This window comes from Burkholderia sp. BCC1640, assembly GCF_902833125.1.
GTDB lineage: Bacteria > Pseudomonadota > Gammaproteobacteria > Burkholderiales > Burkholderiaceae > Burkholderia > Burkholderia diffusa.
Genome location: NZ_CADFEF010000095.1, coordinates 1 through 1,188 on the forward strand (window position 1 = coordinate 1; position 1,188 = coordinate 1,188).

Sequence of the window (1,188 nt, forward strand, 5' to 3'; positions counted from 1 at the left end):
CGGCCACAATCGGACGTTCGACGCCGCTGCAGGAATCGTCGACAATCCTACCCCACTAGGACGGACGACAATTTCAAGTGCAAGAAATCGATACGCAATTTGGCATACTTAGCGTTGTGAACGAGCCCACGTACTCATTCGAGTCACAAGACAATGTGCGATCGTACGAGTTCGAGGTACTGCTCACGCGAGATACGCCTACATCTGTCCATGGGATAGCGTTGAACGGTAGCGGAATAATGGTCGTTGGCGCAGGTGGAGGCTGCTCATCGGTGCATGATCACTCTGCGCTAGTGCTCGGCGACAAGCTTTACCTTGCGGTCGGCGATCAGGTCGCCTGCCTCTCGTTTTCATCGCCCCGTCGGTTGGTATGGTCAACACAGGTCGATATGGCCACGTGCTTTGGTATCCACTGGGAAAATGATCGAGGTGCTCTCATTTCGCATGGGGAACTCGAGATCTCTCGCCTGTCATTAGAGGGAAACCTTATGTGGCAGACATCTGGCGCCGACGTGTTCTCGGAAGGCTTTCGCTTGCTGCCAGCCCACATCGAAGCCGTGGATTTCAATCGAACGGTGTATCGGCTTGACTACGCGACCGGCGAAGCGCGCCATAGCTAACGGATTTCTAACGCTGGTTTCAAACGATCCTATGCGTCGTGCGGTGGCCACTTTCGATCAGTCGACGGCAGGGTCAAGATTGTCGATGATGCGCGGCGCAGGATTCCGGCGGCGGCTCGATTGCGCCTCAGGCTCGCAAGCTTGGCGCTAACCGCCAGCGAACAAAGGGCGGATACGGTGCGCCACCAAGGAACGCCAGAAATACTTCCACGACCTGATCGGCCACGAACCATTCATCGCAGCGCATCGGGATGTTGCCCGCTCGAAAGACGAGGATCGTGCCATCCGGACGTACAGGCGAAGGCTTATCGTGGAACCCTCTCCATCGTTCTCCGCCGAATTCGAAGCGCTCGATCATGCAGCTCACTCCGCCGCCGGCCACCTGCACGTAGTTTCCTGCATCGTCAGTCAATGACGCATAAGACGACTTGCCGTAGCTTCGCAGTGACTTGAGCTCACGAGCGATCTGTGTGTACGTAGGCGCGATGATGGCCGCTTTGCCCTCGATGTCGAGTCTCATTCGTTGTTCAATCTCTTTTCTTCTCGATCAAATCAAAATCATACCAAC

General features: G+C 55.7%; 1 protein-coding gene. It reads right to left on the reverse strand.

Annotated features, from left to right (window positions below; translation table 11 throughout):
- Positions 1-747 precede the first annotated feature (747 nt).
- Positions 748-1,140 (reverse strand): hypothetical protein, encoded by a 393-nt coding sequence (locus HWX25_RS32600; protein WP_059493354.1) that lies wholly within the window; start codon positions 1,138-1,140, stop codon positions 748-750.
- Between the last annotated feature and the right edge of the window lie 48 nt (positions 1,141-1,188).